At 57.5% G+C, this 18,031-nt stretch carries 24 protein-coding genes; 9 read left to right on the top strand and 15 right to left on the bottom strand.

Annotated elements, in window-relative coordinates; translation table 11 throughout:
- The first annotated feature begins 143 nt into the window (after nt 1-143).
- Nucleotides 144-596 (top strand): hypothetical protein, encoded by a 453-nt coding sequence (locus tag AB4X18_RS09060; protein WP_432817316.1) that lies wholly within the window; start codon nt 144-146, stop codon nt 594-596.
- Between the two features lie 411 nt (nt 597-1,007).
- On the opposite strand, the gene AB4X18_RS09055 is transcribed toward AB4X18_RS09060, so the two are convergent.
- Both AB4X18_RS09055 and AB4X18_RS09050 read right to left on the bottom strand, forming a co-directional pair.
- On the bottom strand, nt 1,008-1,796 hold the full coding sequence (locus AB4X18_RS09055; RefSeq protein ID WP_370399773.1) for a MauE/DoxX family redox-associated membrane protein: 789 nt from the start codon (nt 1,794-1,796) through the stop codon (nt 1,008-1,010).
- A gap of 17 nt (nt 1,797-1,813) precedes the next feature.
- On the bottom strand, nt 1,814-2,272 hold the full coding sequence (locus tag AB4X18_RS09050; protein WP_370399772.1) for a DUF305 domain-containing protein: 459 nt from the start codon (nt 2,270-2,272) through the stop codon (nt 1,814-1,816).
- A 173-nt stretch (nt 2,273-2,445) separates the two neighbouring features.
- Here AB4X18_RS09050 and AB4X18_RS09045 point away from each other — a divergent pair, with 173 nt between their 5' ends.
- A complete protein-coding gene (locus AB4X18_RS09045) occupies nt 2,446-2,718 on the top strand; it encodes a metal-sensitive transcriptional regulator (protein WP_370399771.1) in 273 nt (90 codons plus the stop codon).
- A gap of 92 nt (nt 2,719-2,810) precedes the next feature.
- Here the strand turns inward: AB4X18_RS09045 and AB4X18_RS09040 are convergent, their stop codons facing one another.
- The 5 genes from AB4X18_RS09040 to AB4X18_RS09020 form a co-directional block, all read right to left on the bottom strand.
- Nucleotides 2,811-3,689 carry a CopD family protein gene (locus AB4X18_RS09040; RefSeq protein WP_370399770.1) on the bottom strand — a complete coding sequence of 293 codons (879 nt, stop codon included), beginning with the start codon at nt 3,687-3,689 and terminating at the stop codon, nt 2,811-2,813.
- Between the two features lie 5 nt (nt 3,690-3,694).
- Complete coding sequence (locus AB4X18_RS09035) at nt 3,695-4,039, bottom strand: copper resistance CopC family protein (protein ID WP_370399769.1); 345 nt, start codon at nt 4,037-4,039, stop codon at nt 3,695-3,697.
- Entirely contained in the window at nt 4,036-4,500 is a 465-nt protein-coding gene (locus tag AB4X18_RS09030; protein ID WP_370399768.1) for a c-type cytochrome, read from the bottom strand. The genes AB4X18_RS09035 and AB4X18_RS09030 overlap by 4 nt, the downstream gene beginning before the upstream one ends.
- Nucleotides 4,497-4,991, bottom strand: a complete 495-nt coding sequence (locus AB4X18_RS09025) for a DUF411 domain-containing protein (RefSeq protein WP_370399767.1) — start codon at nt 4,989-4,991, stop codon at nt 4,497-4,499. Before AB4X18_RS09025 ends, AB4X18_RS09030 begins: the two co-directional genes overlap by 4 nt.
- Nucleotides 4,992-5,494: 503 nt before the next feature.
- Nucleotides 5,495-6,082, bottom strand: coding sequence for a hypothetical protein (locus tag AB4X18_RS09020; protein ID WP_370399765.1), 588 nt, complete (start codon nt 6,080-6,082; stop codon nt 5,495-5,497).
- Here AB4X18_RS09020 and AB4X18_RS09015 point away from each other — a divergent pair.
- A complete protein-coding gene (locus tag AB4X18_RS09015) occupies nt 6,073-6,693 on the top strand; it encodes a Crp/Fnr family transcriptional regulator (RefSeq protein WP_370399764.1) in 621 nt (206 codons plus the stop codon). The two genes, AB4X18_RS09020 and AB4X18_RS09015, sit on opposite strands and share 10 nt — an antisense overlap.
- Before the next feature lie 22 nt (nt 6,694-6,715).
- On the opposite strand, the gene AB4X18_RS09010 is transcribed toward AB4X18_RS09015, so the two are convergent.
- Nucleotides 6,716-7,282: a methyltransferase family protein gene (locus AB4X18_RS09010; RefSeq protein WP_370399763.1), complete on the bottom strand. Its 567-nt coding sequence runs from the start codon at nt 7,280-7,282 to the stop codon at nt 6,716-6,718.
- Entirely contained in the window at nt 7,266-7,970 is a 705-nt protein-coding gene (locus tag AB4X18_RS09005; protein WP_370399762.1) for a cation transporter, read from the bottom strand. Before AB4X18_RS09005 ends, AB4X18_RS09010 begins: the two co-directional genes overlap by 17 nt.
- Nucleotides 7,971-8,042: 72 nt before the next feature.
- On the opposite strand from AB4X18_RS09005, the gene AB4X18_RS09000 reads away from it, so the two are divergent.
- Nucleotides 8,043-8,453, top strand: coding sequence for a MerR family transcriptional regulator (locus AB4X18_RS09000; protein WP_432817315.1), 411 nt, complete (start codon nt 8,043-8,045; stop codon nt 8,451-8,453).
- Here the strand turns inward: AB4X18_RS09000 and AB4X18_RS08995 are convergent.
- Both AB4X18_RS08995 and AB4X18_RS08990 read right to left on the bottom strand, forming a co-directional pair.
- Nucleotides 8,450-9,076: a class I SAM-dependent methyltransferase gene (locus AB4X18_RS08995; protein ID WP_370399761.1), complete on the bottom strand. Its 627-nt coding sequence runs from the start codon at nt 9,074-9,076 to the stop codon at nt 8,450-8,452. The two genes, AB4X18_RS09000 and AB4X18_RS08995, sit on opposite strands and share 4 nt — an antisense overlap.
- Nucleotides 9,077-9,376: 300 nt before the next feature.
- On the bottom strand, nt 9,377-9,829 hold the full coding sequence (locus AB4X18_RS08990) for a MarR family winged helix-turn-helix transcriptional regulator (RefSeq protein WP_432817314.1): 453 nt from the start codon (nt 9,827-9,829) through the stop codon (nt 9,377-9,379).
- Between the two features lie 84 nt (nt 9,830-9,913).
- Between AB4X18_RS08990 and AB4X18_RS08985 the strand changes: the two genes are divergently transcribed.
- Together AB4X18_RS08985 and AB4X18_RS08980 are read left to right on the top strand one after the other, a co-directional pair.
- On the top strand, nt 9,914-10,564 hold the full coding sequence (locus tag AB4X18_RS08985) for a metal-dependent hydrolase (protein ID WP_370399758.1): 651 nt from the start codon (nt 9,914-9,916) through the stop codon (nt 10,562-10,564).
- 45 nt (nt 10,565-10,609) lie between these two features.
- Nucleotides 10,610-11,251, top strand: a complete 642-nt coding sequence (locus tag AB4X18_RS08980; RefSeq protein ID WP_370399757.1) for a DUF2306 domain-containing protein — start codon at nt 10,610-10,612, stop codon at nt 11,249-11,251.
- Nucleotides 11,252-11,445: 194 nt separating this feature from the next.
- Here the strand turns inward: AB4X18_RS08980 and AB4X18_RS08975 are convergent, their stop codons facing one another.
- On the bottom strand, nt 11,446-11,784 hold the full coding sequence (locus AB4X18_RS08975) for a hypothetical protein (protein ID WP_370399756.1): 339 nt from the start codon (nt 11,782-11,784) through the stop codon (nt 11,446-11,448).
- A gap of 141 nt (nt 11,785-11,925) precedes the next feature.
- Nucleotides 11,926-13,320 carry an amidase gene (locus AB4X18_RS08970; RefSeq protein ID WP_432817313.1) on the bottom strand — a complete coding sequence of 465 codons (1,395 nt, stop codon included), beginning with the start codon at nt 13,318-13,320 and terminating at the stop codon, nt 11,926-11,928.
- A gap of 108 nt (nt 13,321-13,428) precedes the next feature.
- On the opposite strand from AB4X18_RS08970, the gene AB4X18_RS08965 reads away from it, so the two are divergent.
- Nucleotides 13,429-14,565 carry a serine/threonine protein kinase gene (locus AB4X18_RS08965; protein WP_370399754.1) on the top strand — a complete coding sequence of 379 codons (1,137 nt, stop codon included), beginning with the start codon at nt 13,429-13,431 and terminating at the stop codon, nt 14,563-14,565.
- Between the two features lie 78 nt (nt 14,566-14,643).
- The gene (locus tag AB4X18_RS08960; RefSeq protein WP_370399753.1) at nt 14,644-15,033 is read left to right on the top strand and encodes a hypothetical protein; all 390 of its coding nucleotides are present in this window, start codon (nt 14,644-14,646) and stop codon (nt 15,031-15,033) included.
- An 86-nt stretch (nt 15,034-15,119) separates the two neighbouring features.
- Here AB4X18_RS08960 and AB4X18_RS08955 read toward each other — a convergent pair whose 3' ends face one another.
- Nucleotides 15,120-15,335, bottom strand: a complete 216-nt coding sequence (locus tag AB4X18_RS08955) for a DUF2805 domain-containing protein (RefSeq protein WP_370399752.1) — start codon at nt 15,333-15,335, stop codon at nt 15,120-15,122.
- A gap of 57 nt (nt 15,336-15,392) precedes the next feature.
- Nucleotides 15,393-15,608, bottom strand: a complete 216-nt coding sequence (locus AB4X18_RS08950; RefSeq protein WP_370399751.1) for a hypothetical protein — start codon at nt 15,606-15,608, stop codon at nt 15,393-15,395.
- A 258-nt stretch (nt 15,609-15,866) separates the two neighbouring features.
- Here AB4X18_RS08950 and pnp point away from each other — a divergent pair, with 258 nt between their 5' ends.
- Nucleotides 15,867-18,002 (top strand): polyribonucleotide nucleotidyltransferase, encoded by a 2,136-nt coding sequence (gene pnp / locus AB4X18_RS08945; protein ID WP_370399750.1) that lies wholly within the window; start codon nt 15,867-15,869, stop codon nt 18,000-18,002.
- Nucleotides 18,003-18,031 lie beyond the last annotated feature (29 nt).

Genomic DNA, 18,031 nt, shown 5'->3' with positions numbered 1-18,031 from the left:
TTGATCGTGACCATGTTCTGCACAGCGCCATGCGCACTTATTGGGGTGCATCGACTGGCCATGTGTCAATCGCGGAGGTTTGCCGATGTGCCGATACCTCAAAGGCTGCTTTGTATCGCGAGTTTTCGGGGGAAGATCAGCTTTTGGCAGAAGCACTTGGACTTTACTATGATCGAGTGCTGACCCCTGCTTATCAACTTCTGGAAGCGGACGGACCAGCTCCAAAGGTTCTGAGCACGTTTGTCGATATAGTGATGACGGATAGAGATGCAGCAGGGATGCCAAAAGGATGTCTGCTGACGAAACTACGTCACTCTCAAATGGACGCGGGGCCTAAGCTCAGCAGACAAATTCAAGAATCTGAGGCCGCATTGATCACACGTTGGCAGACCTTCGTTGAACGAAGCATTGCGAACGGCACTGTTGCAACGGATTTGCCGTCCAACTTGCTCGCAATATATCTGGAGGCTCAAATCAGCCTTGCAATGTGGCGTCAATCGCGTGGCTGTGATGATGAGACGACGCGAGAAGTTTTGCAGTTAGGGCTTGCGGCGATCCTACCTTCAGCCGACCAGCATGTGTCTTTGCGAGATTGAGAATGATGTCAGGTTTCACCACGCGAAAAGCGGATTTCTTTCCGTTCGCTGATCGAAAGCAGTATTGGCGCAGTCGCAGCGAATGCTCAGTTTGTCCGCAGCTTGATCCTTCGCCATTGTTTTCGCGCTACACTATGTCTGAATAACCGGCTTTCCCGCTGCGGCGTAACACCGAGATCTACGCAGCTGCAGCAAGTATCGCGCTGCAATAGCGTAAGGCTCTACTCGGCGGCGCGGCATGGGATACGGTCATTCCAATATGCCGCAGAGATCAGAAAGCGCTCAAGGATCAAGTCGCGGGACGAAGCTCCCATAGAGCATAGCTTTGTCAACGTCCGCTTAAACCGGCATCACGGCTTGCAGATAGGCCGTTCGGACCAAGTGCAGCATCAATTTTCGCAGCCGACCAGGTCAGGCGATGACGAGGACGAACATCACAATCGCCATGCCCATCATCATCAGGTTTTCGGTCAGGCTTACGAAACCAAGCGGGACGTTCGAATTGCCGCCCACGCAGGCACATTTCAGTTCTCGCTTGTCGATGTAGACAGCCTTGAATACGCTGATCGCGCCGACAGTGGAGATAAAGAGCGCCGCAGGTGCTGCAAGTGGGGTCAGCAACATACCCGTCATGAGGATGCCTGCCCCCGTCTCAACCCAAGGATAAACATAGGCATATGGCACCCATTTGCGGGCAAGAAGATCGTAGTTCAGAAACATCGTCGTGAAGCTCTCGATGTCGCGGAGCTTCTGCATCCCCAACAGGATCATCGAAACGGAGATGAACCAACCGAGCGTTTGCCATGCGATTGCGCCGAGAAAGCCGATGGACAGTGCCAACGCCGTTGCGGCGGCCACTGCGAAGAGGTAGATCACCGGCCGGTAGGTTGTCGCGTCGGGGTCATAGTCGGTCAGCTTTTGACGCAAAGCGTCGTAACCACCGACCCGCTCGCCTTCGATCCAGACCTGTGGGGTGGTGGGCACGTCATGCGTTTCTTTGAAGGCGTCGACCTCTGATCGCTCTCGAAACAGGCGATCATCGACCTCAAATCCTTTGCTGTCCAAAAGCCAGCGTGCTTTCTGTCCTGCCGGGCACAGATGGTCTGGCAGGGCCATGCGATACAAAACGGCTGTCTTTCCGGTTGCGGAAGTGGCGGGGTCGGTCGTCACATCGGCGACGTCGCGTGTGTCTTTAGGCATTGTGTGTCTCCTTTGTCTCAGGGTTCTGTTCGGGAAGTGCCCGCGGGCGCATCGCCGTTCGCCTCGATGTCCGCGATATACGCCCGCATTTCCGCAATCTCGCCGCGCTGCGCTTCGATGATCGCATCAGCCAGTTCGCGCACACGCGGATCCGATATGTTGGCGCGTTCGCTGGTCAGGATAGCGATGGAATGGTGCGGGATCATCGCTTTCATCCACGCAACATCTCCAACTGTATCTTGCGAGCGCACCAGATAAACGCCCGCCGCAAAGGCTATCGCGGCCCCGGCAAAAATCGCGATGTTCGCCTTGCGGTTGGAATACATGCCGAGCATGAAGGCCAGCATGATCACCGCCATCATTCCGCCCATATAGAGCGCCATCCACATCCGCGTTTGTGAAAAGAAGACGTGATCGAGCACATATGTGTTGAGATACATCAAGCCATACATCACCACCGTAGAGGTGCCGATCATGGCAAAGAACCTGCTGTACCCCCCTGGTTTTCCGGTATGGCTACTGTGATGCGTATTTGTTGAATCCATTGTAGTGTCGCCGTGATGTGCCATGCTCACCCTTTCTAAAATACCCTTATGGGGTATATAACCAGAATGTCAGCCGATGGTTCCGAATGAATGAGGATTTTTGCGTGAAAGCCAACAAAGACAAGACACTGGACCGGCTTTCGCGGCTGGAAGGACAGGTGCGCGGCGTGGCGGGCATGGTCGAGGCCGACCGCTACTGCATGGATATTCTGGCGCAAACAGCGGCGATCCGGTCGGCGATCCTGGGTGTCGAGAAACTGATTCTCGAGAACCATGCCGAGCATTGCGTTGAGACTGCGATTCAGAGCGGCGACCCGGACGAACAACGGGCGAAATTCGACGAGCTTATCGGGCTTTTGCAGAAGGCGTCGAAGTAACTGTTCAGTCGAGGGTTTGTCCGCGCCAAAGGCCATCAGGCCGACACGCGCGTTACCGAGGGCATTACCCGTGATGAACGGTGCCAAAAACGCTAGAAGTTCACCGGAGGCGTGGTGATCGACGTTAGCGTCGCCGTCGTGATCAGAATCAATAGAACAACCACGGCTTCGATCTGGATTGAGCGGCGCAGATGAGGCGCGGCAGTAGGTTCGCCAGAGGCGAGCGCCGGAACGTATCGCCATTTGTTAAGCGCGGCGAGTATCATCAGGCCTGCCACAACGCAGAGCTTGGCGAGCAGCGTCCAACCATAAGCAGTTGTAACCGTAGCGGTGAGTGATCCGGTCATGAGCCACGCAAAGATCAGACCAGCGACGACAAGCAGTGCGACCGTGATACTGGCGACGTTTCCAAAGCGATGAAGCAGAGATGCCCCGGCTGGCTGTCCGACCGCATGACGGAGAGGGGCCAGTGCGCCAATCCAGAACCCCGCCGCCAGCAGATGCAATGTCAACAACAACGCGAGCAGCCAACGGGGATCACCAAGAGAATGGCCGACGAACGCATAGGACACCGCAATCAAGAGCGCCCCGATCAACCCTATTCCGAGGCCGACGACGCCTTTTAACAGAACCGCAACAACCAACAGCTCACCCGCGCCGCGCCAGATCGCAGCCGCCCCAAGGGGGCTGTCCCAAACAAAACCAAGCATCATCGGATCGACGGCCCCCGGAAAACCCATTCCGGATATGCGGGCCGCACGGATGCCAAACCGCAATGCAAGCACCGCAAGCCCGATCAAAGCGGCGATCAGGGCGATTTTCCGGGCCAATTTTTGCACATCAGCGGATGCGCGTGGAAAAGCCAAAATGAACAGCGGCCCGCCCATAGCAAGAAGTGCCGCGCCATAGCCCACCGCCTTCGCAATGATGGCCGCAATGGCCCATCCATCTACCGGTGCCAAACCCTCCACGACGTTCAGTCAGCAACCGAGAAGCCGAAATTGCCTTGCATTGGGTGTCCATCCGAAGACAGACCGCGCCAATCAACCGTATAGGCCCCGTCCGGCAGATCGGCGGGCGGCAGCGCACGGAACTCCGTCACGGCATCCATGCCGGTTTCCCGCTCGATATCCACTTCACCGTCCGGTCCGGTCAGCGTAATCGCGGTCACGCGCATTGGATCATCAAAGCGCATTTCGATGACCTCGACCGATGCCACTGTCGCTTCATTTGCCGGAGTAGTCTCTTCAGCCTTGGAGTGCGCCCAGGCACTGGTCGCGGTTGCGATCAGCGAAAGGATTGCAAAAACGCGTTGTCTCATTGTCGATTTTCCATTTCGTCATGTCGGGCACGGATGTCCTCCGGCCAAGTCGATTTGATGTAGCTGAGAACGGCGATGATCTCTTCATCGCTCAGAACGCCCGCATAGATCGGCATGTTCGAGGCGTAGTCAGGATCACCGATCAAGGCACCGGTGCCGTACTTGGTCAGCCGGAACAGGGTATCCCCGTCATGGTGCCATGTGTGTCCGGTTTCATCATGAGGCGGTGCCGGGAGGCGTCCATCCTCACCTGGAGACCGCCAATCAGCCTGGCCTTCGAGATCAGCACCGTGGCACGAGGCACAGTTCGCCTCATAGACGTCTGCACCCAAAGCAATGGTTGGGGTATCAGTATCGCGCAGGACGGTGCGGTCGGCCTCCTGCCCGACTGTGTAGAGCGCATAGAGAGCGGCCCCGATCAGGACCGCTCCAACACCGGCTATGAGTGCGCGCCGTTTCACAGACCGGCCTGATAAAAGACCTCGCCATCACCCGCATCGCCACCGAACGCGATCACGTCATAGCGTGCGGTCGGATCATTCCCCATGCCGGGCGAACCGCCTGGCATTCCCGGAACTGCGATGCCCGTGATGTCTGGTCGCTCTTCCAGCAGTTTTGCAAGTGCTGCAAACGGCACATGACCTTCGACCACGTAGCCGTCGATCATGGCAGTATGACAGGCCCACATATTCCCGGGGATGTCCGCGTCCAGTTTAACGCGGGTTACGTCAGCGGTATCGGTGATTTCAATGTCGTAACCGTCCTCGCGGGCCAGTGCCACCCATGCACCACAGCAGCCGCAGGTCGGGCTTTTGGTGACATGCATGGTGCCGTGGTCGGCCATGTTTGAATGACTGTCGGCATGGGCCATGCCAGCCCATCCGAAGGACGCCATTCCAAGTGCCAATGCAGCGGCAGGTGTAACAGCGAGCAGTATTTTGATCAGTTTCATGAGATTATCCTCTCGAAAGATGTGCGCCGGAGTATCAGGCCCCGTAGTCAGTGTTTGGGCGAAATCCGGGTTGATGTGATTGCTGGTCTCTTGCTGCGCCACGGATAGGCACAGCAGGCATCACACCGCTCGCGGCGGATCGAGAGGACCGGACGGCTGAATACCGGTCAGCAGCACCCCGGATGCGCAGAATACAGCCTCGCCCGCTAAAGGCGCAGTGCTGGCCGGTTGTACTGTCGGAAGAAGAGCTGGCATGGCATGGCAAGTCTGGGTGCGTTCAGTGCTGTCCTGACAGCACGCAGGCTGTTCATCCGCCATCATCTCAGTGGCAACGTAGTCATGAACGATAGCGTGCATATGTCCCGCGTCCATCGCACCGGAGAGCGATGCGGATAGCGTCAAGATGACAACCATGAAGAAACGAGCCAACGACATGCAGCATACCTACATGGGGTATGTGTGGTTTTGCAAGTCGTAGGTCCGTTACTTGCTGTCGCAGCACATCAGTGCCGATGAGCATCTTCCCCGAGCGCCATCATCAGGTGATGTTCTCGGTGATGATCCTGGCTCGCCATCAGCCCGAAGAAACCAAGGCCTTTGATCCGGGCAACCACGCCGGGATTATCGCTCGTGACGCGCAGCTCCATTCCATCTTCGATTTGCGCGGCTTTCACGGTCCAGCGGTCATCATTCGCGAGCTGCGCTGCATGGGCAGGCACCATCCGCCGAAGCGTCGCGATTGTCTCTGTATCGCCGGTGGCAACGACGATGATACCGTCCGGGAGGTCAGTTTCCGAGACCACCGCATCCAAGACCAGTCGGTCCATGTCGACCAGATGTGATCGCAAGCCAGCCAGATCGACCTTGGCCCAGTCCGTATCGGGATCGGCTTCGAGAACGCGTACGACTTCAGATAATGCCGCGAAAGCGCCTTGGCCCGGTTCCGACAAGACACCGGCAGTCGCTGTCTGATCCTGCCCGTGTGCTGAATGATCCATGCCTTCGCCGTGGCCGCTATGGTTGGTCTGCGCAATCGCCATCGCCACGCCACCAAACAATACCATTGCTGTCAGGATAGTCTTTGCCCGCATGTTCTATTGCCTCTCAAATTGTCATCACAGACTATCCGATACGCGGCATTTATCGTATGATCTTTATCATGTCAGATTGGATTGATATTTTCGACGGCGCACCCGTTCGCATAGTAGCCAAAGACGCAACGGTGTTCCGTCAAGAGGATCGCGTGAGGTCTATGTATCTGGTGCGATCCGGGGCGGTCGCGCTGGAGCGCCCGCTGACCGACGGCGTGCCGCTGACACTACACGTGGCCACACCGGGTATGGCTTTGGCTGAGGCGTCCCTGTTCGCTGAAACCTATCACTGTGACGCAGTTGCGCGTTCAGACGCCGAAGTCGCCAGCCTGCCCCGTGCCAAGTTCTTGACTGCTATCCGCAGCAGGCCGGATGCTGCCCTGAGCCTGATTAAGTCCCATGCAAAGGAGGTGCAGGCGCAGCGGGCACGTATTGAGATCCTACGCCTCCGGCGTGTCTCTGATCGGCTCGACGCTTGGCTGGACCTTCACGGCAAACCGTCCAAGGGTGAATGGATCATGGTAGCGGAGAAGATCGGCGTTTCGCCCGCTGCGCTCTATCGCGAATTGGCAAAAAGGCGGGACCAAACACAAAATCAGGCTGTCAGATGAATGGCAGCTCTAACTTGCCACGCTACAGGTATCGTCGCACTCTTGTTTTGTATCTGTGGTATTGAGCGCCATAGGTGTTCTCCAACCATGGCTCTTCAGCGAGCGGTGCAACGGCCAGACCAATAACGCCGAGACCCGCAACAACTGTGGCCCATCCCGACGCGGAAAGCACCGCCCAACCCAGCAAGATCACCATGTCTGCAAGATACTGTGGGTTGCGGGAATACCCATAAGGCCCATCTGTTTTCAGTTCTGCGACTTCGCCGCTGGTCGCGCCAAAGCCAATTTTTCGGACGCCCATCCAGACAATCGAATTTCCGGCGAGGATCAGCGGAACGCCCACGCCCCACCTGATCGACGCAGGCCAGCCAAATCTGTTCCAATTCACAACCCCCAGCAGGAAGGTTGCACCAAATATCGCAACCGTTGCCATCCACACCCGAACTTTGATGCCCTTTGTCGCTTCTTTCGGCGGCCATACACGACGATCCGGGAAGGCGATGGACCACGCAAATGCGCCCAATAGGTAAAGGCCAACGATCCCACCAGTCACGACCGCACCAGTTTCGATGTCAGTGAGCATGGTCATGCCCGTGGCTTTCTAATGCGCCTATATCTTCGCCTGAACGATATTCTTGCCATGCCTGCACAAGAATGAGTTGCGCAGAACGCAGGAACAGCCCTGCCATGATCATTGCAACAATCAGGTCAGGCCACGCAGAGGCAGTCAGGAACACTGCGAAACTTGCGACCATAACGGCGACATTGCCGATGGCATCATTGCGCGAACACAGCCAGACAGATCGCACATTCGCATCCCCGTCTTTGTAGCGCATCAGAAGCAGAACACTTGCCAGATTCGCTGCAAGGGCAAGCAGGCCGATCAGACCCATAATTTCTGCCCTTGGAACCCCAAGGATGAGAACCTGATAAACGGTCGAGCCGAAAACCCACAATCCCATCAAAAGCAGGCTCAAACCCTTGAGCAGAGCGGCGGTCGAGCGAACTTTCAGGGTCATTCCGATGACAGCAAGGCTCAGACCATAGGTCAGTGCGTCGCCCAGAAAATCGAGTGCATCCGCCTGCAACGCCTGCGATCCGGCGAGCTTGCCCGCCGACATTTCGATGATGAACATGGCCGCGTTGATGAAGATGACGATCCACAACACGCGCTTGTAACCGGGATCAAGGCCATCGAAATAAGGATTGCCTGAACATCCGCAGGCGGCACTCTGAGTTTCTGGTGTGGCGGGGCGTAGCGCCGTTTTGGTGGTCATATCGCTATCCTTGATCTCGACAAGGAAGATATATAATCTCTCTAGTAGCTATAGCTTCAAGAGGAAACTTTCATGTTCTCAATCGGGCAGCTTTCAAAGCAAACCGGGGTTAAAATACCCACGATCCGCTACTACGAACAGATGGGTTTGATTGATGCGCCGGAACGCTCGGAAGGTAATCAGCGCCGATACACCAAAGAAGGCTTGAGCCGCCTGTCGTTCATCCGCCATTCCCGGGACTTAGGCTTCTCGGTTGAAAACATTCGCGAGCTCTTAGAATTGAGCCAGCATCCCGACAAACCGTGCGATGACGCGCACAGCATTGCTATACAGCATCTGAAAGACGTTCAGGACAGGATTGCAAAACTGCGCCGGCTGGAACGCGAACTAAAGCGGATCAGCAAGTGTGACGCTGGCAACGTAGCTGATTGCGCCGTCATCGAAACGCTTGCAGATCACGGGCTTTGCCAGACGGAACACTAGCGGTCACTTGCCAGTTGTCGCGTCGGGAAGGTCTTCTTAACGCCTGGTTCCAGGCAGGGTTTATCGAAGGTTTGCCCTCGCATTATGGCCTTGATGCCCCTGACACAGATTGCCGGAGTGGGTCCGCCGATGATCTCTGTGGTACCCATCCCTGCGAAACCGGACGCGCTCAATGCCTCTATGATCGCATCAATCATATCGCGAAACGATGAGGTGCCATCTGCATCCAGTCTGGGCTGATAGGTGGTCAGACAAGACCCACCCGGAACCAGCGCCCTGGCCACGGCGCGAAAAAAGCCGATCTTGTCTTGTTGAAACTGGATGACGTTCAGCGAGAATACAAAATCAAATGCTTCCGGCCAGTCCGAAAGCCGGTCCATTCCCCCTGCGACCAACTCAACCCTGTCACCGATTCCCAGCTTACGCAGCCGACTACGGGCCTGCCGGATCATCACGTCAGAATGATCCAGTCCAACCAGCCGCCCTGTCTCGATGATCCCAGCACACTTTGACAAAGCCAGCCCCGGACCACACCCTATTTCCAACACGCGGCTGTCTGGCTGAAGCTGCATGAGATCGACAGTCTTTTCATTGCGGAGCTTGTTCGATGGTCGGGCTGCCATGATCCGGCCCGCCAATGCGCCAAGGCTACCCGAAGGCTGCCGAAATTGCGCCACGATGCCGGATTTGAGGGACATCAGGCCTGTGCCTTGCGGGCAATCCACCAAGGCAAGGTGAATAGACCGCCAACCGATAGAACAAGCAGGCAGAGGGCCAATGCATGCCGGAAGGCCATCTCTGGAAAACCCAAAAGGTCCACCGCAAATGTGTTCCACGACCAAAGCGAAGCCACGCCCCACAAAAGCAGGGCCAAGAAAGCGAGACCTACAGATTTGCCGTGCCGGTTTGTTTGTAGCGTCATGTCATTCTCCAGTGATTGTTATGGTTTCGATCATTTCGTTCATCTGCGCCAAAAGTTGCGTGGCGGCGATGATTTCGCGCTCAGGCAGGGCATCTGCCAGCTTGGACATTGGTTCCAGTTCACGTGTCTGGATTTCTGCAAACACGCGCTCACCGCTTGGCGTCGGACGGTAGAAGTCTGATCGTTTATGATCCGGGTTATCCTCGGCATGCACCAGTCCGCTCTTCAGCAAGACATTCATGACTTTCTGAACGTGCTGGCGGGAAACCCCCCTTTCCTTTGCAATCTCTGGAACCGTTTGTGGGGCCTTCGATACCAACGCCTGAAGGACTGCACGCATAGACGGATTGACCTCGAGATCAGCGTGCAGCGCTTCTGCGATAGCTTTAAGTCTGTTGAACGCGGTTCTGATCTCACGGATCAACGCGGTCATTTCTTGCTGCTTTTGCGTCATAGGCATTCCTTGGGACCATCGGGTTGACAACTTGGTTGCCAATATGTCATTACGACAACCAGATTGTCAATCTGGAATGGTGAAATGTTCACGCAAACCCACCTTCTGCTTGGGGCCGCCGTCTATGCCAGACCGGGAAACCGTGCAGTCGCCCTTGCGGGTTTGGTGGGGGCATTGGTGCCAGACACCGACGTCTGGTTGATGTTCATCATCGAGCGGCTGAATGGGTCCAGTGGCTGCGAGGTTTTCCACTATCGCTATTGGGAGCCGCCTTGGACCACGCTTCAGATGGCGCTGAATTCAATCCCGGCCTATCTGGCGCTCATCGCTACGGGCTTGGCCTGCATTGTCTTTCCCGGCAGCAAGCTGCGTGCCTTTGCAATTGTGCTGCTTGCTTTCGCAAGCTCTGCGCTACTGCACGTCTGCATCGACTTTCTGTTGCACCATGACGATGCCCGCGCCCAATGGATGCCATTCTCCGGGTGGGTCTTTCGTTCGCCGGTGTCTTACTGGGATCCGTCCTATTATGGCTCGGCTTTTGTGCCCTTTGAGATTGGGCTGGGGCTTGCATTTGTCACGCTTGTCGGTCGGCGATTTGGGAACAGGCGGATGTGGGTCATTCTTGCGATCCTTCCCCTTGGCTACGTCGGTTCAATCGCGGCTGGCCAAATGTCTGGTGGTGATCACCTGCGCGGGCCCGGTTCGTGCGAGATAATTGCTGACCGCGAAGTTTGACCGGAAATCGCATGAGCAAGCAGATAATCTAATGAGGAGGTGGCTATGTCTTGTTTTCGCTTCGGTCGCTGGCGCATCGGAATGTGGAGCGTATGGAGCCTGTTGGCAATCATATGCCTGGCCTATGGAGCTTTCGCGATCTCTGCCGGTTTCTCGCTTACCGAGACTGAAAAGGTCCGTGCGCTTCCGATTGCCTTCCAACTTCACGCCCTGGCGGGCGGCGTTGTCCTGATCGTCGGCATTTTTCAATTCAACCCATCCATCAAGACCCGCTGGGTGTGGATGCATCGCTGGGGTGGTCAAATTTACGTCGTCAGCGCCCTCGTCGCGAGCATCGCCGCCGTGATCAACGCTGCGTTCTTCAATGTCAATTGGACGGCGCGCCTGTCGTTTTCTCTCCTTGGGATTACTTGGTTTTTGGCGACGGCCAACGCGTACCGATTGATCCGAAAGCGGAAGTTCGCGCAGCACCGGGAGTGGATGTTGCGCAGTTTCTCACTGTCGTTGTTCTTTGTGTCGTTTAGCATTTGGGTTCCTGCGATGGTAGTGAGAGGGCTGGGACAAGATGCGGCATATGTGATCGCAGTGACGCTAAGTTGGGTCTTCAACCTTTTGGGCGCAGAGGCCTGGATTAGACTGACGCGGAAGAGAACCCGAGTGCCAACGATTTCCAAGATGCCGACATAAGAGCCAAAGAGACCGATCACTGGACATAAACGCTCGATTCAGCCGGTGGCAGAGACCAATGAGTTTTGACCGGCAAGCGCACCGTTGCAGACCTTCAGGGGTAGGCTAGTCACTGTTCGCACTGCGGACTTTGCTGCCGTCCGCTAACTCGTTTTGTCGTCGTGCCAAGTTACCGCTTTCGGCTGATCAGATGACTAAGCAAACTTAAGAATTGCAGCAAAAACTTCAGATTGATCAAGTGTCCAAGACCTTGGGTAAGAGTCCGCTTGACCATTTGCCAAGAGGAAAACTTCCGTTTCGCTAGCTTGTTCGCTTCTGTCCGGATTGCGGGAACTGAACCCGGCATCCTCTGGAAAACGCAGGTACATTAGCCAACCGCAATTTTCATTGAGCCGTGCGCTAAGTGACTGCTGGCCTTCATGGGAAATCCAAATTTCAAGATCATCTGTCTGCGCGATACTCGAAAGAAGTCCGTCGATACCGCCGATGCCTTCCGCCTGATGTTCTTTGTTGTTGATGATCATGCGCAACATAATAGGTCCTCTTAACTCTCGCCCACCGGTGATGCACACTGACTCAAGAGTAGCAATAAGGGCTCAAAGCGGCTACTCCCGCAAAGCGCTGCATCAGACAGGAAAGCCCCTGAGCGCCTCAACCGACCACGACGCTCGCCCTCACCCCGGTGTCACCACCTGGACCGCCGGCCCCCGCGCCTCAATCGCCGCAGCGGCGTCCAGCAGGATATCCTCGCGGTACCGCCCCGCGATCAGCTGTGCGCCCAGCGGGGTGTGCCCGGCCTCGCCTTCACCAAAGCCTGTAAACACCGACATCCCCGGCAGACCCATCAGCGGCAAACCCACCTGGGTCAGTTGCGCTTCCATGCAGCGGGGAAAATCCTCAAGGTCCAGAAGGTCAGGAAAGGGAGGCTCCCCAGAAACCGGACAGATCAACAGCGGATAACGGGCCAGAAACGTCTCCCACTCCCGCGCAAAGCCCAGTCGCGCCTGCAGGGCATCAAGCAAACCGTTCAGATCGGGCGGAGCCGTCAGCTTGTACATCTCCGCCAGCACATGAGAGGCATCCGGATCGGCCTCTGCCGCGACGGCCTTCTTTGCGCCACGCTCCATTTCGGCCATCCACAGTTGTGCCTGCAAACGAGCGGGGGCGCGGAAAGGTGGGCTTTCGACTTCATCAATGCGCCATCCTGCATCTATCAGACTTGCCGCGGCGTCGCGCAGCGCGGCTTCTACCAGCGGGTGCGTGTCCAGGCCTTCGGGCCGGACACAAAGCGCTGCGCATTTGTCATATTCCAGTCCGCGCAGGGGCATGGCCATGTGCCATGGATCCTCGACCGACCGGGTCGACATCACCTCCAGCGTCATCGCCACATCCGCGACCGACCGGGCATGCGGGCCAGACACCGCCATCAACTGTGGCCCGATGTGCCGATCCGGCCCGCTGGCATTGCGCGCCGCCACCCGGCCCAGCGTGGGCCGCAGCCCCTGCAACCCGCAGGCATAGGCAGGATACCGGATCGACCCGCCGATATCGGTGCCATGCCCCATCGTGCCAATCCCCGCCGCGGTGGCCGACCCGGCACCGCCCGACGATCCCCCGGGCGTTATCGCCGGGTTGTGCGGGTTGAGCGTGTGCCCGCGCAGCGAATTGCGCGTGAACCACCGCAAAGAAAAGGCGGGGGTGTTCGTACGCCCAATGATAACGGCGCCCGCGTTCTTGAGGTTGGCCACCACGGGGTTATCCGTCTGGGCCATCTGATCCTTTTGCACCCGCAGGCCATTGGTGGTGGGGAACCCTGCCTGATCGACGTTTTCCTTGGTGGTCACAGGCACACCCGCCATCAAACCCAAAGGTTGGCCCGCTGCCCGCGCCTGATCCACCGCATCGGCTGCCGCGCGGGCCGCATCATCATCGCGTGCCACCACCGCATTGATCGCCGGGTTCACCGTGTCCATCCGTGCCAGCGCATCCTCGCAGACCTCTCGCGCTGTCACTTCGCCTGCGCGGATCATGCCCGCGATCTCCGTACCTGTTCGTTCAAACAATGCCATCCGTCACACTCCCCTTTGCGGTCCAAGCTGCCATGAACAAGCACGCTTGCGAAGGGGCCGATTTCGCCATAGTGGATTTGATCAAACAAATTGCGGGAGGGTGCCACCATGGCCAACACAATCGTCAACAGCTGGAATGAATGGGACCCGCTCAAACATGTCATCGTCGGGCGCGCTGATGATTGCCACATCCCGCCCGAAGAACCCGCGCTGGACGCCAAAGTACCTGAAGACAGCGACATGCGAGGCCAATGGGGCCGCCGCCCGCAGGAAACCATCGACCGCGCCAACGCACTCCTCGACACCTTCGCTGGCCAACTGGAAAAGCGTGGCATCCGCGTCGACCGCCCCACGCCCATCGACCATTCATTGCCCGCCACCACGCCGGACTTCCACACGCAAAGCCAGTTTGGCTGCATGCCGCCGCGCGACGTGCTGCTGACGGTCGGCTCGGAGATGCTGGAAGCGACCATGTCCTATCGCTGCCGCTGGTTCGAATACCTCAACTACCGACCGCTGATGCAGCAGTACTTCAACGAAGACCCGAATTTCCGCCACGAAAGCGCACCCAAACCGCGCCTGACGGACGCCGATTACCACCCCGATTACCTGTCGGACAAAATCGGTGACGCCAAACGCCTCGAATGGGCCGCTAAAAAATTCTTCGTCACGACCGAGGAAGAACCGCTGTTCGACGCTGCCGACGTGCTGCGATTTGGTCGCGATCTGGTGGTCCAACACGGCTTCACCACCAACCTTAAAGGCATTGAATGGCTGCGCCGCCATTTCCCCGAACACCGGGTGCATACAGTCAATTTTCCCGGCGACCCCTACCCCATTCACATCGACGCGACGTTCACACCGCTGCGGCCCGGCCTGATCCTGAACAACCCCCAGCGCCGCTTGCCCGAAGACCAGCGCGCGATGTTCAACGACAACGACTGGGAGATTGTCGACGCCGCACAGCCTGCGCACAACACGCCCCCGCCACTGTGCTATTCCTCCACGTGGCTCAGCATGAACGTGCTGGTGCTGGATCCCAAAACGGTGTGTGTCGAGAAATCAGAGGTTTATCAAGCCGAACAGATGGACAAGCTCGGCATGGAGGTGGTGGAGGTTGAACTGCGAGACGCCTATGCCTTTGGCGGCGGGCTGCACTGCTGCACGGCGGATGTGTACCGGGAAGGCCGGTGCGAGGATTATTTTCCCAGCTTGTCAGAGGAGGCGCGTCGCGTGTCTGCGTGAAGCTCGGATTGACGCATTCTGCCGCGTGCATCAGTGTTTGGTAACCTTTTCACGATCCCCTGGACAAAGCGAACTATTGTGAAAGACGACGATTTCATTCCAACCATGGGAAAGGGCAAGGGAACCTGGTGCGCTGGTGTGGCGCGAAGGGGCGGCAAGTTGCTGTATTGCTTTCCCGTCGCGTCGAGCTTTGCAGACCATTGGTTCGAATATAAGATCACCGATGCGCACCTGCGTGTCCTCCAGTCAGACGAAGAACGGTTCTTCCTCCTGTTTGCGGCGATGCACGATACGCACCAGTTGAAACCCCATCCACCCGCCAAAGTGGTCGCACATATATTCGACACCATTCTTCTCGCCAAAAGAGAGGCTGTGTTGGAATTCGTGGCTGATGAAGGTGATAGCCTCAAGGCACATGGGGTACATCGCTCTATCCCAAGTCTCGCCGAAAGGCTCAAGTCAGAGTAGGGATAGGTTGCAGTGTGTGCATGAGTGATCGGGCACAGGCATCATTGGCGCAAGAATTGGCCTTGGTCCGAAAACCAGCAATGCCCCTATTTATACTGTTCCCGCCGATCCGCAAAGGTCCGCACGCGCTTGCGCCACGCCCGGTAACTTCCCGGCTTTAATCGCGCGCGCATCAACCGCTTCACCTGGCTTTCCCCCAACCCATACTCATGCTCAATATCGGCAAAGCGCACTTGATCAGACAGCGCCATCTCGATGATGGCGCTGACATGCGTCTCACTCAATTCGTGCTTCTTGGCCATGGCGCAGCACCTAGCGGCCCGCGGCGCTCCAGCAAGTCAGCCTTCCGTCGAAATCGCTCAGACCGGCATGTTGTCGAAGAAGTCCTCTTCGTCGTCCTGTCCAAAACGGGCTTCGATGCGGCGCAGGGGTGCCGGGATCGGCTGCCCATTATCCTTGAGGGTCTGGATAACGCGCTCTACCCCGGTTCTTGCATGGCTACGTTGCGCCCGCGGCATCTTTTCAAATGCGGCGACCAGCGCACCGACTTGGCGTTGAAAATCGTCGTTGGTCATTTGCATCTCCCCAGTGCAATGATTCCTGCTTCATCATACCACAATCAGGGCGGGAAGTGATTGACGATGCTCAATGCCTATCAAAACGGCAATTTGCCGCCCTTCCCAACTCTCTTAACTTGCTGTACACGCCGTGCATCTGAATGCCGGCGCCCGGACCGCAGCGCCGCCCAAACGAAGATACCGCGGTCAGGGGCAATACGGCCCCTATGCAAATGGCCAGCCCCGGACATGGGGGGCCGAACTCAGGAAACGTAGATGTTTAACGTATCAACAAAATCAATTGAGTGGGGCGAAGAAACGCTAACACTCGAAACCGGCAAGGTGGCCCGTCAGGCAGACGGATCCGTGATTGCCACACTGGGCGAAACCAGCGTGATGGCGAACGTGACGTTCGCGCGCAAGCAAAAGCCCGGTCAGGACTTCTTTCCGCTGACCGTCCACTACCAGGAAAAGTATTATGCCGCGGGCAAGGTTCCCGGTGGTTTCTTCAAGCGCGAAGCGCGCCCCACTGAAAAAGAGACGCTGACAGCCCGCCTGATCGACCGTCCGATCCGCCCGCTGTTCGTCCCCGGCTTCAAGAACGAAGTGCTGGTGATGTGCACCGTGCTCAGCCACGATCTGGTCAATGACCCCGACATGGTCGCGATGATCGCGGCCTCCGCCGCGCTGACCATCTCGGGCGCGCCCTTCATGGGTCCGATTGCCGGTTGTCGTGTGGGTTTCGAGGATGGCGAATACATCCTGAACCCGACAGTTGACGACATGCAGGACCTGCGCCTGAACCCTGACCAGCGCCTTGACCTGGTCGTTGCAGGTACCAAGGACGCCGTGATGATGGTGGAATCCGAAGCCTACGAGCTGACGGAAGAAGAAATGCTGGGTGCGGTGAAATTCGCCCATGAAAGCATCCAGCCCGTGATCGACCTGATCATTGACCTGGCCGAAGACGCCGCGAAAGAGCCGTTTGATTTCCAGCCGGTCGACTATTCCGACCTGTCCAAGGCCGTCGCGAAAGCCGGTGAAAAGGAAATGCGCGCCGCCTTCGCGATTGCCGACAAGCAAGAGCGTACGACGGCCGTCGCCGAGGCCCGTGAAACCATCAAGGCCGCCCTGAGCGAAGAGCAGCTTGAAGATCCGAACCTCGGTTCCGCGATGAAGGGGCTTGAAGCCTCCATCCTGCGCGGTGATGTGGTCAAGACCGGCAAGCGTATCGACGGTCGGAAAACCGACGAAATCCGCGACATCGTGTCCGAGACAGGTATCCTGCCCCGGACGCACGGCTCCGCGCTGTTCACCCGTGGTGAAACGCAGGGCCTTGTCGTGACCACGCTGGGCACCGGCGATGATGAGCAATTCATCGACGCGCTGCACGGCAACTTCAAATCCAACTTCCTGCTGCACTACAACTTCCCTCCCTATTCGGTTGGTGAAGTGGGTCGCGTGGGCCCTCCCGGCCGCCGCGAAGTGGGTCACGGCAAGCTCGCATGGCGCGCCCTTCAGGCTGTTCTGCCTGCTGCCACGGATTTCCCCTACACCATTCGCGTGGTGTCGGAGATCACTGAATCCAACGGCTCAAGCTCCATGGCGTCCGTATGTGGCGGGTCGCTGTCCATGATGGACGCGGGCGTACCGCTCAAGACCGCCGTGGCCGGTGTGGCCATGGGCCTGATCCTCGAAGATGACGGCTCCTACGCGATCCTGTCCGACATTCTGGGTGACGAAGACCACCTGGGCGACATGGACTTCAAGGTCGCAGGCACCAAGGACGGTATCACGTCGTTGCAGATGGACATCAAGGTCGCGGGCATCACGCCCGAGATCATGGAGAAGGCGTTGGCGCAAGCCAAGGACGGCCGGATGCATATCCTTGGTGAGATGAACAAGGCCATCACCGGCGCTGCGGAGTTCTCTGAGCACGCGCCCCGGATTGAAACCATGCAGGTGCCAACGGATAAAATCCGGGAAGTCATCGGTTCGGGCGGCAAGGTCATCCGCGAGATCGTGGAAGTCTCTGGTGCCAAAGTAGACATCAACGACGAAGGCATCATCAAGATCGCATCGCCCAATGGCGACAGCATCAAGAAAGCCTACGACATGATCCACGCCATCGTGGCTGAGCCGGAAGAGGGCGCAGTCTACACCGGTACAGTCGTCAAGATCGTCGACTTCGGTGCCTTCGTGAACTTCTTCGGCAAGCGGGACGGTCTGGTGCATGTGTCCCAGATCGAAAACCGCCGCCTGAACCATCCTTCCGACGTGCTGAAGGAAGGTCAGGAAGTGAAGGTCAAACTGCTGGGCTTTGATGACCGCGGCAAGGTGCGCCTGTCGATGAAAATGGTCGATCAGGAAACCGGAGAAGAGATGAAGAAGGAAGAGAAAGCGGACGGATAATCCCGACCGATCTTTCCTTTTGAGGTGAA

Source organism: Sulfitobacter rhodophyticola (genome assembly GCF_041281685.2).
GTDB lineage: Bacteria > Pseudomonadota > Alphaproteobacteria > Rhodobacterales > Rhodobacteraceae > Sulfitobacter.
This window is presented reverse-complemented; position numbering and strand designations above follow the sequence as displayed.

Bases quoted from the DNA above. Each gene is read 5' to 3' on its own strand.
- AB4X18_RS09055 (WP_370399773.1), bottom strand. From the start codon at position 1,796: ATGCCTAAAGACACACGCGACGTCGCCGATGTGACGACCGACCCCGCC.
- AB4X18_RS09050 (WP_370399772.1), bottom strand. From the start codon at position 2,272: ATGATCGGCACCTCTACGGTGGTGATGTATGGCTTGATGTATCTCAAC.
- AB4X18_RS09035 (WP_370399769.1), bottom strand. From the start codon at position 4,039: ATGAGACAACGCGTTTTTGCAATCCTTTCGCTGATCGCAACCGCGACC.
- AB4X18_RS09025 (WP_370399767.1), bottom strand. From the start codon at position 4,991: ATGAAACTGATCAAAATACTGCTCGCTGTTACACCTGCCGCTGCATTG.
- AB4X18_RS09020 (WP_370399765.1), bottom strand. From the start codon at position 6,082: ATGCGGGCAAAGACTATCCTGACAGCAATGGTATTGTTTGGTGGCGTG.
- AB4X18_RS09010 (WP_370399763.1), bottom strand. From the start codon at position 7,282: ATGACCATGCTCACTGACATCGAAACTGGTGCGGTCGTGACTGGTGGG.
- AB4X18_RS09005 (WP_370399762.1), bottom strand. From the start codon at position 7,970: ATGACCACCAAAACGGCGCTACGCCCCGCCACACCAGAAACTCAGAGT.
- AB4X18_RS09000 (WP_432817315.1), top strand. From the start codon at position 8,043: ATGTTCTCAATCGGGCAGCTTTCAAAGCAAACCGGGGTTAAAATACCC.
- AB4X18_RS08995 (WP_370399761.1), bottom strand. From the start codon at position 9,076: ATGGCAGCCCGACCATCGAACAAGCTCCGCAATGAAAAGACTGTCGAT.
- AB4X18_RS08990 (WP_432817314.1), bottom strand. From the start codon at position 9,829: ATGACGCAAAAGCAGCAAGAAATGACCGCGTTGATCCGTGAGATCAGA.
- AB4X18_RS08985 (WP_370399758.1), top strand. From the start codon at position 9,914: ATGTTCACGCAAACCCACCTTCTGCTTGGGGCCGCCGTCTATGCCAGA.
- AB4X18_RS08980 (WP_370399757.1), top strand. From the start codon at position 10,610: ATGTCTTGTTTTCGCTTCGGTCGCTGGCGCATCGGAATGTGGAGCGTA.
- AB4X18_RS08975 (WP_370399756.1), bottom strand. From the start codon at position 11,784: ATGTTGCGCATGATCATCAACAACAAAGAACATCAGGCGGAAGGCATC.
- AB4X18_RS08970 (WP_432817313.1), bottom strand. From the start codon at position 13,320: ATGGCATTGTTTGAACGAACAGGTACGGAGATCGCGGGCATGATCCGC.
- AB4X18_RS08965 (WP_370399754.1), top strand. From the start codon at position 13,429: ATGGCCAACACAATCGTCAACAGCTGGAATGAATGGGACCCGCTCAAA.
- AB4X18_RS08955 (WP_370399752.1), bottom strand. From the start codon at position 15,335: ATGGCCAAGAAGCACGAATTGAGTGAGACGCATGTCAGCGCCATCATC.
- AB4X18_RS08950 (WP_370399751.1), bottom strand. From the start codon at position 15,608: ATGACCAACGACGATTTTCAACGCCAAGTCGGTGCGCTGGTCGCCGCA.
- pnp (WP_370399750.1), top strand. From the start codon at position 15,867: ATGTTTAACGTATCAACAAAATCAATTGAGTGGGGCGAAGAAACGCTA.